14 protein-coding genes and 1 pseudogene are annotated in these 17,814 nt (G+C 58.3%); all 15 read left to right on the top strand.

What is annotated here, in order from left to right:
- Positions 1-1,586: thioester reductase domain-containing protein (locus tag ACFPN2_RS21100; RefSeq protein WP_380600296.1), on the top strand; the 1,586-nt coding region annotated here is incomplete at its 5' end.
- A gap of 48 nt (positions 1,587-1,634) precedes the next feature.
- Entirely contained in the window at positions 1,635-2,654 is a 1,020-nt protein-coding gene (locus ACFPN2_RS21095; RefSeq protein WP_380600294.1) for a thiamine pyrophosphate-dependent dehydrogenase E1 component subunit alpha, read from the top strand.
- A 6-nt stretch (positions 2,655-2,660) separates the two neighbouring features.
- Positions 2,661-3,626, top strand: a complete 966-nt coding sequence (locus tag ACFPN2_RS21090; RefSeq protein WP_380600292.1) for an alpha-ketoacid dehydrogenase subunit beta — start codon at positions 2,661-2,663, stop codon at positions 3,624-3,626.
- 38 nt (positions 3,627-3,664) lie between these two features.
- Complete coding sequence (locus ACFPN2_RS21085) at positions 3,665-4,585, top strand: SDR family NAD(P)-dependent oxidoreductase (protein WP_380600290.1); 921 nt, start codon at positions 3,665-3,667, stop codon at positions 4,583-4,585.
- Positions 4,586-5,374: 789 nt separating this feature from the next.
- Positions 5,375-5,737 carry an IS66 family insertion sequence element accessory protein TnpA gene (tnpA, locus tag ACFPN2_RS21080; RefSeq protein WP_380600288.1) on the top strand — a complete coding sequence of 121 codons (363 nt, stop codon included), beginning with the start codon at positions 5,375-5,377 and terminating at the stop codon, positions 5,735-5,737.
- The gene (tnpB, locus tag ACFPN2_RS21075) at positions 5,734-6,087 is read left to right on the top strand and encodes an IS66 family insertion sequence element accessory protein TnpB (protein ID WP_380600286.1); all 354 of its coding nucleotides are present in this window, start codon (positions 5,734-5,736) and stop codon (positions 6,085-6,087) included. The genes tnpA (ACFPN2_RS21080) and tnpB overlap by 4 nt, the downstream gene beginning before the upstream one ends.
- 87 nt (positions 6,088-6,174) lie before the next feature.
- Entirely contained in the window at positions 6,175-7,737 is a 1,563-nt protein-coding gene (gene tnpC, locus ACFPN2_RS21070) for an IS66 family transposase (RefSeq protein WP_380600284.1), read from the top strand.
- Positions 7,619-7,894 (top strand): annotated as a pseudogene (tnpA, locus tag ACFPN2_RS38530) (IS66 family insertion sequence element accessory protein TnpA); the annotation flags it as partial. The gene tnpC and the pseudogene tnpA (ACFPN2_RS38530), both read left to right, overlap by 119 nt.
- Positions 7,895-7,990: 96 nt before the next feature.
- Positions 7,991-8,134 carry a hypothetical protein gene (locus ACFPN2_RS21065; RefSeq protein ID WP_380600282.1) on the top strand — a complete coding sequence of 48 codons (144 nt, stop codon included), beginning with the start codon at positions 7,991-7,993 and terminating at the stop codon, positions 8,132-8,134.
- Complete coding sequence (gene istB, locus ACFPN2_RS21060) at positions 8,131-8,910, top strand: IS21-like element helper ATPase IstB (RefSeq protein WP_380600280.1); 780 nt, start codon at positions 8,131-8,133, stop codon at positions 8,908-8,910. The genes ACFPN2_RS21065 and istB overlap by 4 nt, the downstream gene beginning before the upstream one ends.
- Before the next feature lie 490 nt (positions 8,911-9,400).
- Positions 9,401-10,774 (top strand): hypothetical protein, encoded by a 1,374-nt coding sequence (locus tag ACFPN2_RS21055; RefSeq protein ID WP_380600278.1) that lies wholly within the window; start codon positions 9,401-9,403, stop codon positions 10,772-10,774.
- Positions 10,775-11,510: 736 nt separating this feature from the next.
- Complete coding sequence (locus ACFPN2_RS21050) at positions 11,511-12,761, top strand: sarcosine oxidase subunit beta family protein (protein ID WP_380600276.1); 1,251 nt, start codon at positions 11,511-11,513, stop codon at positions 12,759-12,761.
- Positions 12,761-13,021, top strand: coding sequence for a sarcosine oxidase subunit delta (locus ACFPN2_RS21045; protein WP_380600274.1), 261 nt, complete (start codon positions 12,761-12,763; stop codon positions 13,019-13,021). Before ACFPN2_RS21050 ends, ACFPN2_RS21045 begins: the two co-directional genes overlap by 1 nt.
- The gene (locus ACFPN2_RS21040; protein WP_380600272.1) at positions 13,018-16,005 is read left to right on the top strand and encodes a sarcosine oxidase subunit alpha family protein; all 2,988 of its coding nucleotides are present in this window, start codon (positions 13,018-13,020) and stop codon (positions 16,003-16,005) included. The genes ACFPN2_RS21045 and ACFPN2_RS21040 overlap by 4 nt, the downstream gene beginning before the upstream one ends.
- A complete protein-coding gene (locus ACFPN2_RS21035) occupies positions 16,002-16,685 on the top strand; it encodes a sarcosine oxidase subunit gamma (protein WP_380600270.1) in 684 nt (227 codons plus the stop codon). Before ACFPN2_RS21040 ends, ACFPN2_RS21035 begins: the two co-directional genes overlap by 4 nt.
- Positions 16,686-17,814 lie beyond the last annotated feature (1,129 nt).

Raw genomic sequence — 17,814 nt, 5'->3', positions numbered from 1 at the left:
CACTTACGCCGAACGGTAAGGTCGACCGTCGTGCTTTACCGAACCCACAGGGACGACCGGAAGAACTGGGAGAGTACGTTCCGCCCCGTACGGAGCTTGAACGAATTATTGCGGACCTTTGGGCTCAGTTACTCCGCGTAGATCGTGTAGGCATGAATGATAGTTTCTTTGCGCTTGGCGGCCATTCACTGCTCGCCCTCAATATGCTGTACAGACTCAATCAGGGGTTCAGCTGTGATCTGAGAATAGCGGACGTATATAGCGGTCCAACGGTCAAGGGCATCGCTGAGCGAATACGCGGAGAGTCCAAGGACGATGATGTTGTGAGTGCTGATTCCGATGGGCAACTTGATCCGGAAATTGTGCCCAGTACGGTCCCTCGATCTGTACCGAGCAAGTCGATTCTTCTCACCGGTGGTGCTGGCTTTGTCGGGCGATTTCTATTGGCCCAGCTGCTCCAAGATACCGAGGCAACAATCTACTGCTTGTTGCGGGCATCGTCGGCGCGTGAAGCAATGCTGCGTATCAAAGAGGTTCTATCCGTATGGAACCTTTGGCGTTTGGAATTCGAACGGCGCATTGTGGCAATTCCAGGTGACTTGCGCCTGCCAGCCTTTGGTATCGATCATGAAACGTACGTGCATTTATCCGAAGAAATTGATGAGATCTATCACTGTGCCACTAGCATGAACCATTTGGAGACGTATGCAATGGCGAAGGCCTCGAACGTCGAATCCACGAGGGAGTTGTTGAGATTGGCGACATGCAACAAGCAGAAGCTGATTAATTATATTTCGACGCTCGGCGTATTCAGTTCGAGAACTACCGTCGATTCGCGGGAGGTTTACGAAACGACTGACATACGAGGCGAGAGGCATGGCGCGTCTCGAGGCTATGTTGCAAGCAAATGGATGGCGGAGAACATCTTCAAACGTGCGACTGAGCGAGGCGTTCCATGCAATGTGTTTCGTCTAGGTCTTGTCTGGGCGGATAGGCTTCACGGTCGATATGACGATCTGCAACGTGAGTACAGGATACTGAAGAGTTGCCTCGTCTCTGGATACGGAATCGAGGGTTATAAGTATGACATGGCTCCGACCCCGGTCGACTATGTTGCTCGCGCCGTCGTTTTCTTGGGAACGCGACACGTCGACGGCGGAAAAGTGTTTCACATCACGTCGACCGGCCAGGCAATTGGCGATGTGTTCGAAAGATGCAACGAGATCGCGGGCGCATCGCTTGAGATCATCAAGCCCTATGAGTGGATGTCTGAGATTAAGCGCTTGCATCACGGTGGGAAGTCGATGCCTATAGTGCCTCTTGTGGAGATTACCTTTTCCTTAGATAGAAAGTCCTTTGACGAGCATCAGCGTCGAGAGAATTCGTGGAACGTGCGTGTGAACTGCGATTTGACGCATTCTGAGCTCGAGCAGGCGGGGATCGTGGCGCCTACGCTGGACGATAGTTTACTGAAGCGTTGTTTGGATTGTATGTATTCGAGAGACCGAGATGTGCGCGAAGCAATCGACGAGCGGCGGCGACGTGTCGGGCGGCGGAGTGCGAATGAATCGCCAATCGATATTTAATTCGCTCTTCCACGTGAATGTGCGATGAAATATGGGCGGAGGGCTCCAATGACGAAGCAAGTAGATGCTCACGTGAGGATAGCGCCATCGCAAGGAGAGATGGTGCGCGAGATGCTTCGTCGAATGCTCCGGATTCGAGTTTTCGATGAACGCGCCGCAGTGCTCAGATCGCAGTTGCCAGGCTTTTTGCACAACTCTATCGGTCAAGAGGCTGAGATCGTTGGCGCATGTATGGCCCTCCGCGACGACGACTATATGACAGGCAATCACCGCTCTCACGGGCACCCTATTGGAAAGGGCGTTGCACTCGCGCCATTAATGGCTGAGTTGTTCGGCAAAGAAACCGGTGTGTGTCGTGGCAAGGGCGGTTCCATGCATTTGGCAGTTTTTGCAGCGGGCAGCTTAGGCGAATCCGGGATCGTTGGCTCGCTGATGCCAGTGGCAGTCGGCGCCGGACTGAGTGCGCGTCTGCGAGGAACGGATCAGGTCTGCCTTTGCTTTTTCGGTGATGGCGCCGCTAATTGCGGGCCCTTCCACGAATCCTTAAATCTGGCGGCAGTATGGAAACTGGGTGTCGTGTTTCTTTGTGAAAACAATGGTTATGCGGCTACGTCACCGATGTCACAAACAACCTCTGTCTCAGACGTCGCCATACGTGCGGGCGCATATGGCATACCCGGTGTTATTGTGGATGGTCAGGATGTTTTGGCTGTGCACGACGCGGTGACGGCGGCGGTGTCACGCGCGCGAAGTGGCGAAGGACCGACGCTTGTCGAGGCAAAAACTTATCGGTACTGTGACCACCACGAGATCGCAGGAACGAGCAAGCGGGCTCCATATCGAACAGACGAAGAGATTGCTTCATGGCGCGCCAGGGATCCTATAGAGATGTTCGCTGCCAAACTAGAAATTACGGATCTCCTGTCACATGCGGAGATCGAAGGGATTAGGCGATCTGTTCTAGAAGAAGTCGATGCGGCCGTTGATTTCGCAGTCTCTAGTTCGTCCCCGGAGGCCGAGGAATTGTATGAGGACGTATTTGTGGAACAGTGGGTTCACACGGAGTAATGTTACTTGGCTCAGATTACCTATGCTGAAGCAGCAATCCAAGCCGTTGTCGACGAGATGCGGCTTGATCCGCGAGTGTTTGTTATGGGAGAAGACTTGCGGGCGGGCGCATACGCGGACGTGCTGCCAGAGTTCGGTCCAGAGCGGATCCGCAACACGCCAATTTGCGAGTCAGGTTTCATAGGCGCAGGCATCGGTGCCGCATTGACGGGAATGCGACCCGTAATCGAGGCAACCGTCGCGACATTCTTGTATTCTGCGATGGATCAGATCGCCAATCAGGCCGCAAAAAGTCGCTACATGTTCGGTGGTCAAGCGTGCGTGCCGGTAGTGATTCGTTCGTCAACTTACTACGGAACTTCGTCTGCAGCTCATCACTCCGACCGGCCCTGGGGATTGTTCGCACAAGTGCCTGGACTCAAAATCGTCGTGCCAGCGACGCCATACGAAGCGAAGGGGCTGATGAGGTCAGCAATCCGAGATGGAAATCCGGTCCTTTGCTTTGAGGATTGCACGTTGCTGGAATTGTGCGGCGAGGTTCCTGATGGCGATTACACCGTGCCGATCGGCACCGCCGCCATAAAGCGGCTCGGTTCCGACCTAACGATCGTTGCACTTGCGGCTGCTGTAAAGCGCAGCCTTGAGGCGGCCGACTTACTCGCACGGCAGGGAATCTCAGCAGAAGTCGTGGACATTCGCACGGTAGTGCCACTAGATCGTTCGACGATCCTCCGGTCGGTACAAAAGACGCGTCGTCTGATCGTGGTCGACCCGGCTCCACTTATGTGCAGTGTTGCATCCGAAGTCGCCGCAACGGCAGCTGAGTACGCATTCGATTGCCTAAGAGCACCGATTGTGAGGCTTACCGCGCCGGATGTGCCTGTCCCATTCAATCCATGTCTTGAGGCACTGATGTACCCCACGGTTGAAGGAATCGCGGCCGCGGCTCAAGCGCTATGCGGCACTGTCTGAGGAAACCTCAGGCGACAGTTCGGGGTGAGTGCGTGGCCATGGAAACATTGTCAGATGAGAAGAGCGTTCCGGAGCGCCGTCAGAAGGCGGTGCTGGTGACTGGAGCGGGGAGTGGCATCGGTCGATGCATCACGGAGCATCTTGTTGCAGACGGCCACCTCGTGTTCGCGGGCGCGCGCAAGAAGGCGGACCTCCGAGATCTCGAGCGCATGAACAACGTACAGCCATTGCGGCTGGACGTTACAAGTCCCAATGATATTGAGTCGGCATTGAGCTACGTCGAAAATAGTGGTCGAGGACTCTACGGGCTGGTGAACAATGCAGGCGTCGGTGCGCTCGGGCCGATAGTTGGTGGTGATGATCGTGAGTTTGAGTTGGTGATGACCGTTAATCTATTTGGGCCGTATAGGATAACGAAAGCATTTGCTCCTCTTGTGATTGCTGAGAGAGGACGGATTGTCACAATCGGTTCAATCTCCGGAATATTGGCAGCCGAGGGTGCGGGAGCTTACAGTATGAGTAAGCACGCAATGGAAGCATTTACAGATTCGCTTTCGCTCGAATTGGAGGTCCTCGGTGTGCTGGTAAGCGTGGTTGAGCCTGGTAAGTTCAGATCGGCCATCGCACGAAGCGCTCTTACGAGAATTGGTGCTAGCGACACGCCAGTCGATTTATCGACCTGCCGTGAGCCGCATGCAGTCGCAGAGGCTGTGGTCGATGCATTATTCGGGCGCATCCCCAAACGTCGATACTTAGTCGCGGAAGAGCAAGAGGCGCAGAGGACCATAAGAAAACAAATCGAACAACTTGTGCAGTTGAACGAGGGGCACTCTCATACTTATGAGCGAGATGCTCTGATAGCGATGCTCGATGAGGCGCTGCTGCGATCACGACCACGAGTTGAGCCAGCGGCAATGCGTGATCTTTCGTCGCCGTCGATGGTAGCGTCAGATCTGTGATTCATGGTCATCGTTTCAACGAGAATAGCGATCTTTGTGTCAAGGCCGGGCTAGGACCTCACACATTTGGCAGATGTAAATTGCACACATATTCGTCGATCAATGCGAGGCTGGGCTTGGATTCTGAGGTCGGCGGAAGTACTCAAGTTGAGGGGTAGTCGAGTCGATCTCATCAACTTGGTAGGCGGAATTTTGGAATTTTGGCGTTGCGGACGCGGCGTAGGGTTTCGGGTTGGATTTTGATGCAGGGATGCGCCGTTCTGTAATGACCCATACATGGACGCTCCCCTGTTTGTGAGGCGATTTGTACGCGAAGATGGTTTGGCAGGCAGGATTGCAGCCATACATTCGAACTCATCGTGCAGCTCGTGGGCTGCGGTTCCTGATGGATTTCGCTGACCGGGGCCTAAAAACTGAACTGCACTCGACAGTGCGGGGTCATTACCAGGCTGTCCGGTCGCGGTCTTACCTGTCTTGCCATCAGCGGTTGCGTCGCCTCAGCAAATTACGGAAGGGTTTGCTTCAGTTCCGATGGTCGCTGCTCACGCGGCCTGTAGCAGCTGCTCGAAGTTGTCATCATAGGTTCTGTTGTGCGCTAACAAGGCCGTAAGCGCGAGAACTACCCCAGCCTGCCGATATAAGGAGTGATCTGCTGAGGTGTCGTTTTTCCCAACCGATGGAGAACGACATGTCGAAGCAAGACGACCGTAAGCGCTCCAACTATCGCAGCCTGTAACGACTGATCGGTCTCTGCTGGGGTATGTCGTTTCTCAACCGTAGGAGATCGACATGTCGAAGCAAGAGGCCCGCGAGCAGCGGATCAATGAGTGGCTGGAGCATCTGCGCCGCTGTGAGGCGAGCGGCGGATCCGTCGTGGCATACGCGAAGGAGCACAACCTTCGGGCGTGGGCGCTCTATCAATGGCGCAGCCGATTGGTTCGCGAGGGATTGTGGCCGGACAAAGCGCGCAAGGCGACGCGGGATGCGCAAGGTCAGGTTGCTCCAGCGCCCTTTGCTCGTGTGACGGTAACATCACCGATGCCGGCGTACGTCATGCACCTGAAGTTAGGCAATGGCCGACGCGCCGAGATCGAGGTCGCGCGTCTCGATTCGCTAGTCCAACTGATCGGCGCCCTGGAGGCCCAGGCATGATGCGCCCGAGCGCGGAGGTCACGGTCTATCTGTGCGTGGCGCCGGTGGATGGGCGCAAGCAGGCGGCGAGTCTGGCGTTGCTGGTTGAGCAAAGCTTGGGTCGTAACGTCTTCGAGCCGGCGTTGTACGTGTTCACGACGAGACGACGTGATCGCATCCGCTTGTTGTATTGGGAACGCAATGGCCTGTGCTTATGGGCGAAGCGTCTCGAGAAGCAACAGTTCGTCTGGCCGCGCCAGGTGAGCGGTGATACCGTACTGATGAACGGACGCGCCTTGAACGCATTGCTGGATGGATTTGATGTGTTCAATCAAGGGCACCGTGAGCTTGCGATCCGTCGGGTTGGGTAATCGCCATCTCGCATCGTCACTGATTTTTGTTTGTTTCTATCCTTTCAGTTGTTCTTCTGAACACTCCGGCATGCGATACTCCAACGCATGCTGGAGCCTTCCTCAAGCACCGACGAGCAAGCGCAGATCGCGCAGCTTCAAGCCCTGGTGCTTTCACGCGACGCCGAGATCAAAGAGCGTGAGCGTTACATTCGGTTGTTGGAGGAAGCGCTGCGCCTGATGCGCGCCGAGAAGTACGGCGCAAGTCGCGAGAGACTCGGTGAGGCACCCGGTCAACGCGGGCTCTTCAACGAAGCTGAAGCGGCGATGGAGGTTCTCGATGCGGTTGGCTTTGAGCCGGCCTTGGGTGCCACGCCGCTGCGCGAGGATAAAGCGCCTGAGAAGTCTCCAGGCCGCAAAGCATTGCCTGCACATCTGCCGCGTATCGAGGTGCGTCATGAGCTGCCCGCGCTCGAGCGCGTGTGTGGCTGTGGATCGTTGCTGACCGAGATTGGTGCGGAGACCTCCGAGCAGCTGGACTACATTCCTGCGAAGATCCAGGTGATCCGTCATGTGCGGCCGAAGTACGCCTGCCGTCACTGTCACGTCGGCGTGAAGATCGGACCGGTGCCTGCGCAGTTCCTGCCTCGAAGCAATATCTCTGCTCGCATGGCAGCCCACCTCATCACCTCGAAGTTTGTCGATGGGCTGCCGTTCTATCGATTGGAGACGGTGCTCGCCCGTCATGGCATCGCAGTACCTCGCGGCACACAGGCGGCGGTCGCGATCCGTGGGCACGAGGCGATCGTCCCGCTGGTCAACTTGATGGATGAGCGGATGCGAGCCTCAGGTTATATCCGCATCGACGAGACACCACTGCAGGTGTTGAAGAGCGATACACACAGTCAACAGCACATGATGTGGGTTCGGGTGGCCGGCCCACCTGGGCAGCGGTTGATCTTGTTTGATCATGATCCGAGTCGAAGCTCACAAGTGGCGGCACGATTGCTGGACGGCGCGCACGGCTATGTCCAAAGTGATGGATACGCAGCGTACGATGCCGCGGCCGCCTCGTTGCAGCTGACCCACGTCGGATGTTTCGCGCACCTACGGAGACGCTTCTTCGAGGCGGTGCAGGCACTACCGAAGTCGGAGCAAAAGAAGAACACCGCGGCTCACGAGATCGTTCGGCGCATTGATGCACTGTATGCCATCGAACGTGACATCAAACATCTGTCGGATGAGGAACGACGGCAAGCGCGACAAGCGCGCTCAGCGCCATTACTTGATTCGTTACATACATTCGCGCAGTCGCTGCAAGGAGAGACACTGATCTCCGGCAAGCTCGGCGAGGCACTGGGTTATCTGGAAAAGCAATGGCCCAAGTTGGTTCGCTACGCCGAAGACGGCCGACTGGCGATGGATACCAATCTCGCTGAGAATGCCATTCGCCCATTTGCTCTAGGTCGAAAGGCATGGCTTTTTGCAGCCACCACCAAAGGCGCGAAGGCAAGTGCCGCGTGGTATAGCCTGACTCAGACCGCCAAGGCCAATGGACTGGAGCCCTTCGCCTATCTGTGTCGGCTGTTCGAACGGCTACCACACGCCAAGACGGTGGAAGACTTCGAGGCGCTGTTACCCTTCAACACATTCGACCTATCGAAGCAATGATGCGGAGAAATTAGCGCTTACAGACGACCGAGCCCAGAAGATCACCGAGTGGTTGCAGCACCTGCAGGGTTGGAAGGATTCCGGGAAGTCACTGGCAGCCTACGCCAAAGACCACGGGTTGGCCCTGTGGGCGATGTATCACTGGCGAGGCGTGCTGATCCGCGAAGGACGCTGGCACGGGGAGCCTAAGCCGAGGGCATCTGCCAAGTTGCGAGGCCATTCACAGCTCGCGGTCCGCTTCGCCAAGGTCGCCATGACCGAGCTTTGCCCACCCATGCCCGTCACCGTGCGATTACAGCTCGCGAACGGTCGGTGTGCCGAGATCGATCTGACAGGGATCGAGCAACTCGCCTCGGTCCTTTGGGTGTATCAGGCACTGCTGGAGGATGTGGCATGAGTTTGCAGCAACAACGCATTGCCGCTCTTTGCGAAGAGCTGAAGCTGCCCGTTCTGAGCACCGAGTGGTCGGCGCTCGCTCAACGAGCCGCCGTCACTCAGGCCAGCTTCGCCGATTTCCTTACTTCGCTGCTCGAGACGGAGCAAGCGGCTAAAACCGAACGCACTCGACAGGCGTTACTGAAGCTTGCGACGTTACCCGTGGTGAAGACGATCGAGAGCTACGATTTCAACTTCGCAACCGGCGCGCCGAAACAGCAGATACAAGAGCTTGCATCACTGACCTTCATCGAGCGCGCTGAGAACGTGGTGCTGCTCGCCGTCGGCCGTTGGCAAGAGCCACCTTGCGCCTGGGCGGCCGGCTATCGCGCCGTGATGGCGGACATCAAGACGCATTTCATCACGGCCGCTGATCTGATGATCCAGCTTGCTGCCGCCAAGGCACAAGGTCGGCTGAAGGGGTACTTCAATCGCGCTGTTCTGGGCCCAAAGCTGCTCATCGTTGACGAGATCGGTTATCTACCGTTCGGCCGTGACGAGGCGAACCTGTTCTTCAACGTCCTGGCCAAACGCTACGAACGCGGCAGCATGATCCTCACCAGCAACTTGCCATTCACGCAATGGGCTACCGCATTAGCCGACGATCAAACACTTACAGCAGCGCTTCTCGATCGGCTACTTCACCACGCGCACATTGTGCAGATGGCCGGCGAAAGCTATCGGTTCAAGGACAAGCGCAAGGCCGGATCGATCAAGGCGGTAGCAAAGACTCAGTAGCAGGTGCCCAGGGGGGCAAATTTACTTCGGCGTTATTGAGCCGAGGGTGGGTCAAATTTCAGTCGGCGTTGACATTTAAGGGTGATCAGGTGATGTGGTTCCAATCAGGAGCGGTCAAGATTACTGAAGGGGACGGTGCCATCACGATGCTTGCGAGCGTCGCGTGGCGATATGTAGGTAGCCTGCCGCTCGCAACTGCAGATCGACCATGGAGCCCGGCACGCGATATGTCGCTGACTGGAACTGACCTCAATCGTGCGATGCGCAGCCGCGCTGTCGGGCCTCGAATGCCAGGGTTTACAAAGATCAAGCGGATATACGTCCGCGACACACAAATCATCGTGCTTGAGGGGCAAACTGGCCGCTTGAGACAGTCACTATTTGAAACTAGCAACACACCCTTTCTCCCCAAGATCCGAAGTTCAAGCAGCCAGCTTTAGTGGCCCTCCCGGATTCACGATGCTTCGGAATGACTCTCCGGTGAACCTCCATGCCTACCCGTCGCACCGTTCTTGACCAACTCGCCTCCTTTGGCGCCGCCGCTACCGCTGCAACCTACTTCCCCCTCTCTCTTGCCAGTTCCTCGGAGAAAGCGAAGTCAGTAGCAAAGCCGCGGGATAGCAAGTCAATACGCATCAAATCCCTCGTTCGGCGTGACGACACCGTCATACGGCACGGGGGAAATGGGGACAACTGGCACATGAGTTGGGCCTCAGACGACCGGCTCTATGTCAGTCTGTGCGATGGAGGAGGGTTCTCTAGCAATCCGCCAGCCTCATACAACAGCCGTATGTTGGCCATTACTGGCGGCCCACTCGACGCACAGTTCCATGATATATCTCGCTATCCAATGCTAGGAAGACCGATCCAGAAGGAAAATGACGCGCGATACTACAATTTTGGCACGCTGGCGCTAGACGAACATCTCTATCAGTTCATGAGCACATTCAACCGGCCACTCCAGGCCGACGAAACTGAGAAACGAGATCCCAAGAACCCACTCCGCTTCACCGGGGTCAAGCTGATTTACTCACCTAACAATGGCCGAACTTGGCACAACCAGGACGGCTCGACACCAGTCGCGTGGGAGGACTGGAATCATCGTTCACGCGATACAATGGTCTTCTTCGAAGAAGATCAAGAAGCCTTCTCGTTACTCACCGTATTGCAGATGGGCAGGAATTACGAGTACAACCGCGACGGGTACGTTTACCTATATAGCCCCAATGGAAATACCGAGGGCACGATGAACGAGCTCGTCATGTTCCGGGTGCCAAAAGGAAGAATTCTGCATCGACAGAGCTATGAGTACTTTGCGGGATACGACTCAAAAAGCAGTGCAAAGTGGACTAAGGACATCACTCAGCGTTCCGCGGTCCATACTTTTCCGCGCGGTTGGATAAATACTTTTGTGCATCCGTTTGCATGGCAGCCCAGCGTAATATTCAATGCACCACTGGGAATTTATATCATGGCTAACTGGGGGATGGGCACTTCGCCGGATGGCAACTGGTTTGAGAAGCCAAGCTATCTTGGGTTCTGGATTTCTAAAAATTGTTGGGGACCCTGGACACAAATCCACGAAGAGACCAGTTGGATGCCAGCCGGCGATCCGCATGCACGTGCTTACTCGCCCCAGATTGCACCTAAATGGATAAGCCAGGACGGGAGGTCTTTCTGGCTCGTGTGGACAGACTTCCAGGTAACAGACCCGGAAGCGCGGAAGCGTGCGAATGACGACTATGCAGGAATCCCTCCCGATTCATACAGCGCAGCCGACGTAGCCAGGGGTGTCAACCAGATGCGTGAATACATGCCCTATTACGCATTCAATGCCCAGCGTGTCGATCTAACCGTTTACTAAACTACGCATGCCGCAATGATAGATCACTGGACCCCGATTGCAGAAGCACCGGTCCGATGTTCGTAGAGTCGATGCTGCAGTAGCCAGTCGCTCACGGCGGTCGCCCGAATAACCATGATCCCGCCCGATGAGAGCGATCATACTGTCGAGTCCGGCGACGCCGCCGCAACACGTGACGCGGTTCCCGTCAAACTCGAACAACGAGCGAGTCAATCGCACGTCGGGGAGGCCTCCTGCAGGGCCGGTAGATATTCCCAGTGCACGGTGCAACGGCGCCCCGACAAGAGTCCCGCTTTAGCGAGGATGAAGGGACCGCCAAACACGCCGCCGAGCGTGACGCCTTCAAGCGCGAGCTTGTTCAGCCAGCCGAACGTCCGGCGGTCAGGTGAGGGATTCCGCCCGCGCACACCAACAGCAAGTCGAGAGCACCGACTCTCGCGCCGAACTCGAAGTCCGGCACCACCGCCGCACCCTTGGAGGCCAGCGCCGGCTGGTCCCCGGCGCGGCGTTCCACCAGCGGTATGGCGTCTTGCCGGCCAACTGATTGGCCGCCCGCACAGCGTTGCAACAGGTCGCAGACTAACACTCCAGATGGTCCGGCTTTCCAGTTGCGGCATTCGAAACCTTGTCGGATGCGAGGTGGCGTCATTTGTATAGAGCGTGTCGCATGCTGGGCAATCGTCTCCCGGGCATGTACCTAACATTCACTCGCGATCTCTAGTCATTTCCGAACGGTATGCGCTATTCGATATTTGGACTGATGCGTCAAGCACTGCGTGGCCATCGCGACTGGACGCCCGCATGGCGCGACGCGGTGCCGAAAAAAAACTATGACGTGGTTGTTGTCGGGGGCGGCGGGCATGGCCTCGCGACAGCGTACTACCTCGCGAAGGTGCATGGGATCACGAACGTCGCCGTGCTTGAGAAGGGCTGGATTGGCTCGGGTAACGCCGGGCGTAACACGACGATCATTCGTTCTAACTATTTACTCCCTGGCAATCTGCCCTTTTACGAACTATCGATGCAGCTTTGGGAGGGACTGGAACAGGATCTCAACTATAACGCGATGGTGAGTCAGCGCGGCGTGTTGAACTTGTATCATTCCGATGCGCAACGCGACGCCTACGCGCGACGCGGCAACGCGATGCGCATGCATGGCGTCGACGCTGAGTTGCTGGATGCGCAAGCGGTCAAGCGCATGGCGCCATTCCTCGACTTTGACAACGGGCGTTTTCCGATCCGCGGTGGCTTGTTGCAAAGACGCGGTGGAACTGCGCGTCACGATGCCGTCGTGTGGGGCTATGCACGCGCAGCGAGCCTACGAGGCGTGGATATCATCCAAAACTGTGAAGTCACGGGGTTCATCGAGCAGGCCGGGCGCGTCGTCGGCGTCGTAACGACGCGCGGTGAAATCAAGGCATCGAAGGTAGGGCTCGCGGTTGCCGGCAACACCTCCAGGCTAGCGAATTTGGCGGGGTTGCGACTGCCCATCGAAAGTCACGTGTTGCAGGCATTTGTCTCGGAGGCGATCAAGCCCTGCATTCCGGGCGTCGTGACCTTCGGTGCGGGGCATTTCTATATTAGCCAGTCCGACAAGGGCGGGTTGGTCTTTGGCGGCGATCCCGATGGCTACAACTCCTATGCGCAGCGGGGCAACTTGCCCATGTTCGAGGAGGTCTGCGAGAGCGCCATGGCCTTGATGCCATCGCTCGGGCGCCTCCGTGTGTTGCGTTCGTGGGGCGGCGTGATGGACATGTCGATGGATGGCTCGCCCATCATTGATTTCACGCCGCGACCGGGTCTCTATTTGAATGCCGGTTGGTGCTATGGCGGCTTCAAGGCGACGCCGGCGTCGGGTTGGTGCTTCGCGCACCTATTGGCGCGCGACGAAGCTCACGAAGTCGCACGCGAGTATCGTCTCGACCGATTCGCCACGGGGCATCTCATCGACGAAAAGGGGCAGGGCGCGCAGCCCAATCTACACTGATGCGTATCCATTGTCCTTTCTGTGGTCCGAGGGATTGGAGCGAGTTTTCCAGTCTCGGGGACGCAAGCGTGCGTCGTCCTCATCCGAGCGCGTCGGGCGAGTTCGTCGATGCAGTGTACATGCGCGGCAACCCCGCAGGTCGCCACGAAGAGCTCTGGTACCACGCGTTTGGGTGCCGCGGATGGCTGCGCGTCACTCGCGACACGCGCACGCATGAAGTATTTGCCGTCGAGATGTGCGACGCGGGAGTTGGCGCATGAATGGGTTCGTAGCGGGCCAGCCGCGTCGGCTCAAACACGGTGGCTGCGTCGATCGGGGGAGGCCTTTGTCTTTCTCGTTTGACGGTAAGCATCACGGCGGTTACATCGGAGATACACTGGCTTCGGCGTTACTGGCGAACGGGGTAAAACTCGTTGGGCGCTCGTTCAAGTACCACCGTCCGCGGGGCATTCTCACCGCCGGGTCCGAGGAGCCGAATGCGCTCGTGGAGCTCCGGGCCGGCGCGCGTCGCGAACCGAACACGCGCGCGACCGTGGTCGAGTTGTTCGAGGGCCTCGAGGCGCGCAGTCAGAATCGATGGCCCTCTCTTGCGGTGGATGTTGGATCCATCAACTCGTTGTTGTCACCGATCTTCGTCGCGGGCTTTTACTACAAAACGTTCATGTGGCCAGCCGCGTTTTGGGAGAAGCTCTATGAGCCGCTGATCCGTCGAGCCGCGGGACTCGGGCGCGCGAGCGAAATGGAGGATCCGGATACCTACGAGAAGGCACATGCGTTTTGTGACGTACTGATCGTAGGCGCAGGTCCGGCGGGACTCTCGGCTGCGCTCGCGGCAGGACGATCGGGCGCTCGCGTGATTCTTGTCGACGAAGATTTCGTGCTGGGCGGCAGTCTCAATGGCGAGCGTCGACGCATTGGCGATCTCTCCGGGACGGAATGGGCACGGCAAGTCGCGGCGGAGCTTGCGTCATTCCCCGACGTGCGCGTGATGCCTCGTACGACCGTGTTCGGTGTCTACGATGGCAACACCTTCGGTGCCGTGGAGCGTGTGTCGGATCATCTGTCCGCGCCGCGACTACATCAGCCGCGGCAGCGTTGTTGGAAGATCGTCGCCAAGCGAGTCGTCATTGCGGCGGGCGCCATCGCGCGTCCCCTGGTCTTCGGCGGCAACGATCGGCCGGGCGTGATGATGGCTTCGGCGGCTCGCGCGTACCTCAATCGATATGGTGTAGCCATGGGCGAACGGCCGGTGGTGTTTACTTCATCGGATGATGGCTGGAAGACTGCGCTCGATTTCTCTCGCGCCGGCATTGAAGTGCGCGCCGTCGTCGATACTCGCTCGGACATTTCTCCCGCACTGGCGAGTGCCGCCAAGAAGGCCCAGATCCGCGCGCTACTCGACGCGGGTGTCATCCAAACGTTCGGCTCGCATGCGTTGAATCGCGTGCGGATCCGAAAACACGACGGCGGCGTCGAGGACATCCGGACGGATGGATTGTGTGTTTGCGGTGGATGGAACCCCAACATCGCCCTGTCTACCCATCTGGGGGGCCGGCCACGCTGGAGTGATGCATTGTCGGCGTTCTTGCCGAGCGAACTCTCGGGCGCGGTTGTCGTCGGCGCAGCGCGTGGTTCCTTCGCACTTGCGGCGGCACTGAGGGAAGGAGCAGAGGCCGGGGCGGAAGCTGCTCGATCCACCGGGCACCGGTCCCTCGCCGCGTCGGCGCCGGAAGTCGACGAGGAGTTGACGGCGGTCGCGCCTTGCTGGGACGTCACCGGCTCGAAGGGCAAGGCGTTCGTTGATTTTCAGCACGACGTGACGCGCGAAGATGTAGCGCTCGCAGCGCGCGAGGGCTTCAGCTCGGTGGAGCACTTGAAACGCTACACCACGTTGGGCATGGGCACCGACCAAGGACGCACGTCGAACATCAATGGTCTCGCCATCCTTGCTTCGGTCACGGGGCGTTCCATTCCGGAGGTGGGAACAACCGTATTTCGGCCACCATATACACCCGTATCGTTCGGCGCGCTCGTCGGACACCATCGTGGCAAGCAATTCAGGCCGACGCGGCTGACGGCGGCCCATGGCTGGGCAGGCGAACGCGGGGCGACCTTCGTCGAGGTGGGGCCCTGGCTGCGCGCGCAATACTTCGCTCAGCGCGGCGAGGATCACTGGCTGCAAACGGTGGTGCGGGAAGCGAAGGCCGTCCGGGAGAGTGTTGGCGTGTGCGATGTCTCCACCCTGGGGAAGATCGACATCCAAGGTAAAGACGCCGCCACCTTCCTGGATCACGTGTACATCAATAGTTTCTCGACCCTGCCGGTCGGCAAGACGCGTTACGGAGTCATGCTGAGAGAAGATGGGATCGTGATGGACGACGGCACGACCGCCCATCTTTCTGCCGGTCACTACGTGATGTCGACCACGACAGTAAACGCCGGCAAGGTCATGCAGCATCTCGAACACGCGCGCCAAGTGATTTGGCCTGAGTTGGACGTGCGGATCGTTTCGATCACTGAGCAATGGGCGCAATATGCCATCGCTGGACCCAACTCGCGGCAGTTGCTCGAACGTTTGCTGGGTGATGCGCTCGATATCTCAAACACCGCGTTTCCGTATCTCGCGTGTGCGGAATTTTCCTGGCGCGGCATTCCCGCGAGACTCTTCCGCGTCTCCTTCTCGGGTGAACTCGCGTTTGAACTCGCGGTGCCCGCTAGATACGGCGATGCGACGATTCGTGCGCTCATGGCCGCCGGTGAGCCATGGAATGTCGTTCCCTATGGCACCGAGGCGCTCGGCGTCATGCGTATCGAAAAGGGTCACGTTGCCGGCAATGAGTTGAACGGAATGACCACGGCTGCCGATCTCGGGTTGGGCCGCCTCATGTCGACCAAGAAGGATTTCATCGGTCGGGTGCTCGCCGGGCGGCCAGGCCTGGTGGATCCCGAACGCCCCGCCTTGGTCGGGATCAAACCCCTTGATCGGAGCAAGCGACTTCATGCGGGTGCCCACTTCCTGTCGATGGGCGCAAAAACTGCGCTGAGCAACGATCAGGGTTATGTGACCTCCGTCGCGTTCTCTCCGATGTTGAATCATTGGATCGGCTTGGGACTGTTGGCGCGCGGATCCAATCGTTGGGGCGAGCGGGTGCGAGCCTACGATCCGTTGCGGGGGGGCGAGACGGACGTCGAAATCGTCTCGCCAATGTTCTTCGATCCCGAAGGCGTGAGGTTGAAAGGATGAATCGAAATAAGAATTCCCAGGATGAATGGGCCGCGCGGGCGCCGTTCTTGGATCTACCGGTCGCGTCTTCACCGGACGCTGGTGTGATCGCGTGTGATCGAGGCGGCTTGGGTATCGCCTCCGTGCTCGCGAGGCGAGGGCGATATGAGGAGTTCGCCGGCAAATGCCGGCAACGCTTTGGGGTCGAACTCCTCTCCGGGCCACGCCGCTCGATTGGGGAGGACATCGCATTTATCGCCACCGGACCCAACGCCTGGTTGGCGACCCGCGAAGACGATGCAAACGGACTCGCGGTCGAGTTGGCCGAGGCTCTGGACGACTGCGCAGCCATCGCGGACCAAAGCGACGGCCAGGCCGTTCTGCGGCTGTCGGGCCCGAAAACGCGCGAGACATTATGCAAGCTCGTGCCGATCGATTTGCACCCGCGCGCATTTGCCGTGGGAGACGTAGCGGTCACTGTTGCCGCTCACATGGGCGCTACCTTGTGGCGTTTGCCGGATGAACCCAAGGGTCATGCCGTCTTCGAGATCGCGGTGTATCGCAGCTTGGCCGCAAACTTCTGGACTGCCTTGACAGAGAGTGCTGCCGAATACGGTTTCGGACGAGTGAACTACGAAGCAGGTGCGCTCGCTACTGTCCACGAGGCCCGCGCGTACGAGCGGCACATTGCTCGACGTTGAAAAAATGCGGGCTCGATCTCTGCCGAGGTAGTGGAGCGTGTTGACGTTCAGCACCGTCGTGGGTTGATCGGAAAGCACAGTCGCCCGCCGGTCTCCTATGAACGATGTTCGCTCGGTGGGCCGTCCTACAACTTGGGCTGCGCAACCGAGAAACAATGGAGCGATGGGGTAGGGCGAGATGTCACCTGGATCGATCGCTTCCGCTATTCAGACTCGCCGCCAGCAACTGTGGATTTGAATGTTTCCTAGGCAGCGAACCCGTAGGTGACGTTCACGTGGGGGGGCCATGGATCTCGTCGCCGATTCATGTGACCGCCCGCGTCTCACGATGAGTGTTCAGCCGCGGAAGAAGCCGAGACCGAACTGATTGTCGGGTATCTGACCAAATCAGACCTGTTTGGTTTCGACCGTCGCATCGCTAAGATCCACCATCTCGAGCTCATCGAGTTCATCTTGTTGATCAGCGGGGACAACATGAGACTTCCTTGCGCACGGGACATCGTGCCACGGGATTGAGCGTCTCACTTCACGAGAGACAGTCAATTGTGGTGAGAGATGGCGATACCATTGCCAATAAACCACTCGAACACAACCGTTGATGTGGGCCGATGCAGCGCGGGGCTGCGGGATCGAGCCAGCCGGTCTTGCCACTACCCGTGGTACTGCGAGGCACTCCAACAAGGGGAGGAGCAATCGGGTCTCGATCGACGTTTCACGGGGGGGCGCGAGGTGGCTGCCGAAAACCGTCGCCGAGGCCGCTGCGGCCTTCAATCTCTTCAACGAGCTTCAGATCGGGCTGTCGCCCGAGTCGCAGGGGCATCGATCGCGACGCATCAATGCTCCTCGATCGATTCACACCGTTTCCTGCCGCCGATTGAGGCGGATCTAAACCTCGAGATCCATCGGGACGGTGAGCGAATCCGGATCTCCAGTCGCACGGAGGCGCCGGAGGCAATGAGCGTGCCCGGACGTCACACCCGGTTCGAGGATGCGTGGGATTGCCGCGGTGATCACGAAGTACGCGCGGCCCGAGCACGGGCGGCACGAGAACGGCGGATGCCGATGAGATGCGTCGGTGAGGCACGGGTGCGCCATCTGCGAGCGCCGCATCGTAGCCTCGTAAACATCT

Source organism: Steroidobacter flavus (assembly GCF_042651805.1).
In the GTDB taxonomy this organism is placed as follows: Bacteria; Pseudomonadota; Gammaproteobacteria; order Steroidobacterales; family Steroidobacteraceae; genus Steroidobacter; species Steroidobacter flavus.
The sequence above is the reverse complement of the archived record's forward strand: the minus strand, read 5'-3'. Positions and strand labels throughout refer to the sequence as shown.